The following is an 8,461-nucleotide window of genomic DNA, read 5'->3' on the forward strand; positions in this document are numbered from 1 at the left end:
GATACCGCGAATGAATCGCGGTATGACGGTTAAGTAGGGTGTCATTCCAGTGCTTGGCACTGGAATCCAGCCTTTATTATGCAGCCACTTGGTTGAAATTACATCTTCTGGATCCCAGTGTCACGCACTGGGATGACAGGAAGAGAAGGCTACTTGGATGACACCTTGACGATTTGAAGAATCATCATACCGCTACTTGTTAGCGGGTGAGATATCGCGGCGGTATGACGGTTCGCGGTGGTATGACGACAACCTCGTCATCCTGCTACGTGTTAGCGGATGAGATACCGCGAATGAATCGTGGTATGACGTGTTAGCTATACCTTTTTTCTACTTAGCTTGGGTTATACAAGAAGTCTAATGAAGTGAAAATAAATTTATTTACCAAAATAGAGTTGCCTTGGTCTACAGATCTTAGTTTCTTTATCATTTATCATTTCATACCACTGAGTAACCCAACCAGTGGTTCTTGCAAGTGCAAAAATAGGCGTGAACATATTTGAAGGAATATCGATAGCATTCATTATTATACCTGAGTAAAAATCAACATTTGGATATAACTTACGCACGATAAAATATTCATCCTTTAAAGCTATTTCTTCAAGTTTTTTTGCAATTTTGAGCAATTCATTATTTTGTTCTAGTTTACTTAGAACCTCATGACAAGCGTCTTTCAATATCCGCGCGCGCGGATCATAATTTTTATAAACACGATGTCCAAATCCCATCAATTTAAATGGATCTTTATCATCTTTAGCTTTTTCGATGAATTTATCTATATCTTCACTTTGCTCTATCTCTTTTAGCATATTTATAACTGCTTCATTAGCTCCACCATGTGCTGGTCCCCAAAGTGTAGCAACTCCTGCGGAGAGGCTTGCAAACAGATTAGGACCAGCAGATCCCACCAATCTGACAGCCGCCGTAGAAGCATTCTGTTCATGATCAGCATGGAGAGTAAATATTTTATCCAGAGCTTTTGCAAAAAGGGTGCTTTTATCATTATCAACAGCATCGCCAAATATCATCTTTAAGAAATTTTCACTGTAACTTAATTCATTGTTAGCATTTATGAATTCCCGATTGTTGAGATGCCTATAAATCATTGCAACAATTGCAGGAACTTGTGCTATTGCAGAAATTCCAAAATCTAAATCTTCACCATTGACATTGTTGCCATGTGTTTCATGGTAAGATGCTGACAAATTTGCAAAACATGCAACTAAAATCGACATAGGGTGAGCAGTCTTTGGAAATGCTTTAATTACATTTGTAACTTGCTCTGATACTTTGGATGATTCTTGTATTTTGAGAAGAAATTTTTTGTGTTGCTCTGAACTGGGTAGTTCACCATAGAGCAATAAATAAATCACAGCAGTAAAACTATTATTCTCTGCCAAATCAACTATATCATGTCCCCTATACTTAAGAACTCCTTCATCTCCATCAATGAATGTAATTGTGGAAGAGCATGAAGCTGTGGAAACAAACCCCGGATCATAAGTGAATAATCCTGTCGTCTTATATAAATCCTTAATATTTAACACGTCAGGACCTATTGTTCCACTTAATACGGGTAGCTCAATTTTTAATCCATTACTTAGTTCTAATAGCACTTTTTTATCCATTACTTAAGCTACTTAATTTTATACAGAATATACAAACTGAAGAGTATATATTAATACAGTTAACTTTACATTAACCGTATTAAGCGGTCATCAATGCTTTTACTTTTGCATTTAAGCGACTTATTTTACGTGCAGCAGTATTCCTATGAATAACACCTTTATTCACACACTTGTGTAAATTAGATTCAGCATTCCGAAATGCCAGAACAACATTTTCTTTGTCGCCAGACTTGATTATATCAACCAATTTTCTAATAGCGGTGCGAGTTTTACTTTTCCGCATCTTATTTATTAAAGTGCGCTTTGCTATTACTTTTATCATTTTTTTAGCACTCTTATGATTTGCCATATATTAATACCTAAAATACTGTACTTTTCTTTAATTATAAAGTTTTTTTGTTAATTTGCAATATCAGTTTTTTCTATGGTTAATCTACTGCTTCTCTCTTCAATAATTTTTTCTAGACTTTGCAAGAATTCATTTTTGTTTAACCCAGGATATATTGGGGGCAATATTTCTATTACTGCCTTCCCGGGATTCTTTCTCAGAGAAAGTATGCTTTTTGGCCAAAACAAACCAGTGTTTAAAGCAACCGGTAACACAGGAACAGGTAATACGCTATATAAAGCAGCAATGCCTGGTTGATATTTTATATTTTGGTTTATAGTCGTTCTTGTACCTTCAGGAAATATTATTATGCTTCTATTTTCTTTTATACGCATTTTTGCTAGTTTAATTATATGGCGTATAGAACTGATACCATCTGAACGGTTAATAAAAATCATTTTCAGCGCTATAAGATGTAAACCAATGAATGGAATCCATTTCAATTCACGTTTTAAAATAAAAACCGCTTTTCTAAATAGTAGTATAAAAATAAATGTTTCAAATGGAGATTGGTGTTTAGATGCAATGATAAAAGGTTGCTTAGGAATGTTTTCCATTCCCCTCACTTCATATTTAATGCCACATAATAAACGCAGCATGAATAATACAACTCTCACCGAACAGACGAGGAAAATGGTTATTACATACTCAGGAAAGAAAATTACAGGGAGAGCAACTAAAGTATAGAATACTTCCCATAATATAAGGAAGAAATTAAACAGTAAACTTGAAATCACAAACTCACATAAACTTATTTGAATTTAACTTTACTACAAATTAAAAGCAATAAGTTTAATTATTGATCATCTGAGTAATAGGATGCGAATCAGCTAATTTGTCCTTTAACTTTTCGTTAGCAATATGAGTATATATTTGTGTTGTAGAAAGGTTAGTATGGCCAAGAACTTTCTGTATCAACACAATATTTGCTCCGCTATTTAGTAGATGGGTAGCAAAAGAATGCCTAATCACGTGTGGAGAGATCTTATTTTCATCAATATTGCATTTTCTTGCTAACTCCTTCATTAATTGACCGACCCTCTGCCTTGTAATTGGTTTATTAGGTTTATCACCTGGGAATAGCCAATCGGATTCCTTTTCGTTAGGGATCAGATTGTCACGAACTGATAAATAATTTCTAAGGCTCTGCAATGCTTGTCCATTAAAAAGAATTTGCCTCTCTCTACCGCTTTTTCCTTTTATTATTATATAGCATTCTTTGTTATTACTGTTTATTAAATGTGACACTTCACATAACTTCATATTAATTAGTTCAGAAACACGCATTCCAGAAGAGTAAAGGATATCTAAAATCGCACATAGCCTTTTACTGCTTATCTCTTTATTCGATTCGCTTGCTGATTTTCTCACTGCGTCCATTAGCAAAAATATTTCTTCGACACTTAAATACTTAGGCAAAGGACGAGAAACTTTTGGATTCTTTAATTCAGCATCATTAGCCGGTGCTGGATTAAAATCCATTATTCCGTCATTAAATAGACACTTATAGAAATTTTTCATAGCGGATATTTTTCTTGATATAGAGCTACTTTTATATTTTTTTTGTGTACATAGAGATTTCACATAGTCTTTAACATTGGTTTTATTTACACCAACCAAGGTAGTGCTGCTTTCTAATAGAAATTCTTCAAACTGGTGTAAATCCGAACGATAACTTTCCAGAGTATTTTGTGTAGCGGACCTCTCTGAAGCCAAAGCATCTATGTAATATGTTATGTAAAGATTTTCTTTTTTATTTTGCGACTGTTTATTTTTCATTATCAGCTCCTATATTTATTTCTTTTGCTATAATTTGATTGGAAGTGTTTCCTGTGTGCCTTATGAGAAAATATGAGACAAATAAGGCATTTATCAATAGAGTGAATATCACAAACCTTTGCTTTAACCTTTTTTTTAAATTTAATCTTACTTTCATCATAGTTAAATTATAACGTCAAATCTATAAAAAACACCTTATAAAGTGAGCTCTACTATAAATATAGAATACTTCTTAGCTGTATCTATATTTATTATAACATAATATTTATTATAATTCTAACATAGACAGATAGAGATTTCAATTACGTTAGTGTTATGGGTGTTAATAAATTTTTAATATATACCTTTACAAAAGAAGAAATCAAATGGCATCTTTTTTTAATAAAGTGCTAATAAAAGGAACGGTCACATTTGACCCTATAGATTCATTATCTATCTTCTCTATAATTTTATCAATGCTATAGAAAGAACGTTCTATTCTTGCTAAAATATAATTAATCACTTTTAAATCAATTTTTAACTGTTTATCTGAAAATCGTTTTATTAGCATGATTCTTAATAATTCCTCACTTGCAGGTAAAATTTTTACGCTGATAGTTGATAATATTCGAGAACTTAAATCTCTTAGTCTGAAGTTAAGTTTTTTTGGTGAAATTGAAGAAGTGATTAGCAGCTTCTTATCATTTTCTTTCATGTAATTGTAACAATGTAATAACATTGCTTCATCTTTAATGTTTTGTACGTCTTCTAAAATAAAAGCATCGCTATACCTAATCTCGCTTACAAAGTTATTCACATTGATAAAAATTGCATCGTTTATTGACTGCCAAATATGAGCAAGATGAGTTTTACCAGAGCTTTTAGGTCCAAAAAGAATGAGACATTTCCAAGATAAATCCCCAATTACTGAATTATATATGTGCTTATTTTCATCTAAGATGATGTAATTTTGCCGACTATAATCAGCTTGATTGTTGTTAAATAAATTTAATTGCACATTAAACCTCTTACGTGACCTCTTTCTGGTAGTAATTTTTGCGCAGAAATTTACTTACGCTCCTCAAATATCTCAAGTATTCTAGGCTCATTTCTCCTCTTACCATAAATTGATTATGCAAAAGGTCTGTTAGCCGTTTTTATAAAGCTCACTTTTAAAATATTTATTGATTGCATATTCTACTGATACATTGAACATTGCTATTATTGGAATAAAAAGTAATATACCTGTAAATCCAAAATATGAAGCGCATATAGTAATTCCCAGAATAATTACAGTTGGATGTATATGAACTTTTTTTCCTATTAATAAAGGAACTAATATGTTTGAATCTATTAATTGTCCAACACCAAATAATAGCAGAACGGCAGCACTTTCAAACCATCCACTAAATTGAGTAATAGCGCTCAAAAACCCAATAATGGTATATAATAATGGTCCTACGTAAGGTATGAACGTTAACATTCCTGATAAAATTCCAATAACAATAGAGTGTTTCAATCCGATTATGCTCAGGCTCACAGAGTAAAAGACCATCATGACAATACATACATTTACCTGCCCCTTTAGATAATTAGATATGATGAAATCCACTTTGGAAAAATAATTTACAACTTTTTCTCTATAAGAAACAGGAATTAATTTATTGGCTTTTTCTATAATTAAAGGCCAATCACGTAATATATAGAAAAACACCACAGGAGTAATCACCATTAATGATACCGTGTTAAAGCTTGAACTTAACACTTGGATTATAAAGTTACTAGCAATATCAAGAGCATTCATGAAATAAGATACATAGTCGCTGTAATTTTCTGCTAGATTTTTAGATAAGTGATCAAATAAGCTATCCTCGATTTTTATGTTAAGAAATTCTAATACAGAGGGGATTACTTTAAATTTTAATGAAGGCACTTTACTCACTAAGAAATTTAATATTGAAGTAATTTGAACATATATAATAGGTAAAATAAATGTTATAACTAGTATAAAAGCTATTAATAAAACAAGTATTATAAAAATTACAGAACATGAACGCGGTATTCTATACTTTTCAAACTTGACTACTAGCGGATTAAACAAATATGCAATAACAATAGCTATTAAACATGGAAAAATCATAGGACGCATCAGGAATAACATCCCTATTATAAAAAGCAGTATAAAACAAATAGTTATATGATGTTTTTGCATGCTTTTAGCATAGTCAATTTACTGAAAAATATACAGTTTATTGTAAATACTATCTATTCATTGTTTTATCAATTTTATTAAGTATTAGATCAGTCAAATTTTCACCCAATTCCCAACTAGATAAAACTCCGTTATGTGGATCATCTTCATAACTTTTCGAATTAACAGTCTTGATCAGTTTTTCACGTGGCAATACATCATTTTCTATTGCGTGCGCCAATTGTGCAGGTTGTGGTATTAAGTGATCTCTTTTGCTATTAATGACTATTACTGGCATATTCAATTTTCCCTCATCTCGCAACTTTCGTATATCGTTCACTAAATCAAAATCTAGATCTAAAGCCTTTAGCAATTTTTTTAAAATGGATGAGGGCAACATACTTAAAATTTTTGCTTGAGGGATCGGAAAATGCCCTATTGCTGTATGAAAAGAGCTGAAAGTGCTAGTAAAAATAACACCTCCAAGTTTAACGTTTTTGTCTGCAAAGTGTTTCAAAACTGCCGATGCAACTGCTCCTCCAAAGGAATGGCCAAAAAGTATAATGTTTTCAGGTTTTACACCCTTGCCCATTAATTCATTGATTTTTTCTATCGAGGGCTTAAGCAAACTTTGATCTCTATTTATAAAGGGAATAAAAATAAGCATTACGGATAAAAAAATGCAAGTTAGAGCAGCTAAGCTTGCTAAACCAACTACTCCAGCTGTTATGGGGCTTATAAGTAGTAACATTGCAATGGGCGCTGATACAGATGCCACGAAGAACAAAAAGCTAACTGCGGCATAAGTTATGTAGTTCTGAAATGCGCTTGGATATTTATGTGCATGGTTATTATTTGATTCATTTAAACTTTGTACATAATTGTGAGCACTTTTATAGTTATCCCCTATTCCATGAAAGAATATAAGGTGTACCTCATTTTCTTTATTACACTTAGTAATGTGCATTCTAGCATCGTATTATATCTTATAAGATAATACACTCTTTTTTTTAAACTGTAAATAATTTGTTACTATACACTTACGCTGAAAATGATAAATATGCACACTAACAGGCTTAAGAAATACAAAATAGCAGCATTAATAGTTGCAGCGGGAGTAGGCAGTAGATGCAGTAACACAATTCCTAAGCAGTATACAAAACTTGCAGGTAAATCTGTTTTATTTCATACAATTAAAAGATTTCTGGCTAACCAATATATAGATTATATAAGAATAGCAATTAATAGAGACCATGAAAGTTTTTATAGGGAAGCGATGGAGCTCTTGTACAATTATTATTTAAGTGAAAAATCAGCGGTACACTCCTTCCAGCGCGTGACGCTGGAATCTAGAAAAAAAGAAACAAGTAGTCAAGCTACTTGGATGACAGGAGGTGTAGACACTAAATTACTAAGTCCAATATATGGAGGAGAAAGCAGGCAAAGTTCAGTTAAACTAGGGCTTGAAAGCTTACAAAAAATTAACCCAGATTTTGTAGTTATACATGATGCTTGTAGGCCTTTTGTGTCAAATGTTCTGATAGATAACTTGGCTCAGTCTATGATTAATGATCAATATACAGGAGTAGTACCAGCAATAGAAGTCGAAGATACTATGTCATTGGTGGGTAATAATTTCGTTGAATCTACGATTTCAAGAGGAAAACTCAGAGCCATACAAACTCCTCAAATTTTTAATTTCAAAGAATTATTATCGTACCATCAATCAGACAAAGAATTTACTGACGATTCATCACTAATGATAGAGCACAAAAAACATGTTGCGATTATTAAAGGTGAGAAAAGCAATTTTAAGTTAACCACAAAAGAGGATATCAATATGGCAAAGCTTCTCTTTGAAGAGCCAAAATTTCGTGTCGGAACTGGTTATGATATACATAAGTTCATTAAAGTTCAAAATGGTGCTGAGAGCTTTATAAAAATTTGCGGTGTGAAAATTGAACACAACATGGCAATAGAAGCGCACTCTGATGGTGATGTTGCAATACATGCAATCGTTGATGCAATGCTCGGAGCACTGGGATGTGGCGACATAGGAGAGCATTTTCCTCCTAGTTCCTCTGAATGGAAAGATTGCAATTCATCTCACTTTCTTGACTTTGCTGCTAAAAAAGCAAAGGAAAAAGGGTACAGCGTGTCTAATTTAGATATTACTATAGTTTGTGAGGAGCCTAAAATATCGCCTTACAAAGTAGAAATGAAGAAATTCATATCAAAAGCATTAGAAATTGATGATGAATTTGTAAATATCAAAGCAACTACTGCAGAAAAATTAGGTTCTATTGGAAGAAATGAAGGAATAGCAGCATATGTTTCTGTGTTATTGCATACAAACTTTTCTTGGAAATAGAAACGAAAAAACTTTCTTGACAAACCTCGCCAGCCCCCTTATCATGATAGTGAAGGTATTCAGTTATCTTCATCTGTGCAGATTAAACAGCAAGAAAACAACGTAGTTGGCGTCTTATTTTTAAT

9 protein-coding genes are annotated in these 8,461 nt (G+C 32.6%); 1 reads left to right on the plus strand and 8 read right to left on the minus strand.

The features are described 5' to 3' along the window. Positions 1-377 precede the first annotated feature (377 nt). From OZD67_RS02160 to OZD67_RS02195, 8 genes are all read right to left on the minus strand, one after another. Positions 378-1,628 carry a citrate synthase gene (locus OZD67_RS02160; protein ID WP_182183636.1) on the minus strand — a complete coding sequence of 417 codons (1,251 nt, stop codon included), beginning with the start codon at positions 1,626-1,628 and terminating at the stop codon, positions 378-380. A gap of 79 nt (positions 1,629-1,707) precedes the next feature. After that, positions 1,708-1,977, minus strand: coding sequence for a 30S ribosomal protein S20 (gene rpsT / locus OZD67_RS02165; protein ID WP_006279236.1), 270 nt, complete (start codon positions 1,975-1,977; stop codon positions 1,708-1,710). A 50-nt stretch (positions 1,978-2,027) separates the two neighbouring features. Further along, positions 2,028-2,753, minus strand: coding sequence for a lysophospholipid acyltransferase family protein (locus tag OZD67_RS02170; RefSeq protein WP_182183634.1), 726 nt, complete (start codon positions 2,751-2,753; stop codon positions 2,028-2,030). Positions 2,754-2,808: 55 nt separating this feature from the next. Further along, on the minus strand, positions 2,809-3,795 hold the full coding sequence (locus OZD67_RS02175; RefSeq protein ID WP_182183632.1) for a tyrosine recombinase: 987 nt from the start codon (positions 3,793-3,795) through the stop codon (positions 2,809-2,811). Continuing rightward, a complete protein-coding gene (locus tag OZD67_RS02180) occupies positions 3,785-3,955 on the minus strand; it encodes a hypothetical protein (protein WP_182183630.1) in 171 nt (56 codons plus the stop codon). Before OZD67_RS02180 ends, OZD67_RS02175 begins: the two co-directional genes overlap by 11 nt. 201 nt (positions 3,956-4,156) lie before the next feature. After that, positions 4,157-4,792 (minus strand): DnaA ATPase domain-containing protein, encoded by a 636-nt coding sequence (locus OZD67_RS02185; RefSeq protein WP_182183628.1) that lies wholly within the window; start codon positions 4,790-4,792, stop codon positions 4,157-4,159. 129 nt (positions 4,793-4,921) lie between these two features. Beyond that, positions 4,922-5,986 (minus strand): AI-2E family transporter, encoded by a 1,065-nt coding sequence (locus tag OZD67_RS02190; RefSeq protein ID WP_182183627.1) that lies wholly within the window; start codon positions 5,984-5,986, stop codon positions 4,922-4,924. A gap of 49 nt (positions 5,987-6,035) precedes the next feature. Further along, complete coding sequence (locus OZD67_RS02195) at positions 6,036-6,932, minus strand: PGAP1-like alpha/beta domain-containing protein (protein ID WP_182183625.1); 897 nt, start codon at positions 6,930-6,932, stop codon at positions 6,036-6,038. 84 nt (positions 6,933-7,016) lie between these two features. On the opposite strand from OZD67_RS02195, the gene ispF reads away from it, so the two are divergent. After that, positions 7,017-8,336 carry a 2-C-methyl-D-erythritol 2,4-cyclodiphosphate synthase gene (ispF, locus tag OZD67_RS02200; RefSeq protein WP_182183623.1) on the plus strand — a complete coding sequence of 440 codons (1,320 nt, stop codon included), beginning with the start codon at positions 7,017-7,019 and terminating at the stop codon, positions 8,334-8,336. Positions 8,337-8,461 lie beyond the last annotated feature (125 nt).

This window comes from Wolbachia endosymbiont of Drosophila nikananu (assembly GCF_028981865.1).
Taxonomy (GTDB): domain Bacteria; phylum Pseudomonadota; class Alphaproteobacteria; order Rickettsiales; family Anaplasmataceae; genus Wolbachia; species Wolbachia pipientis_B.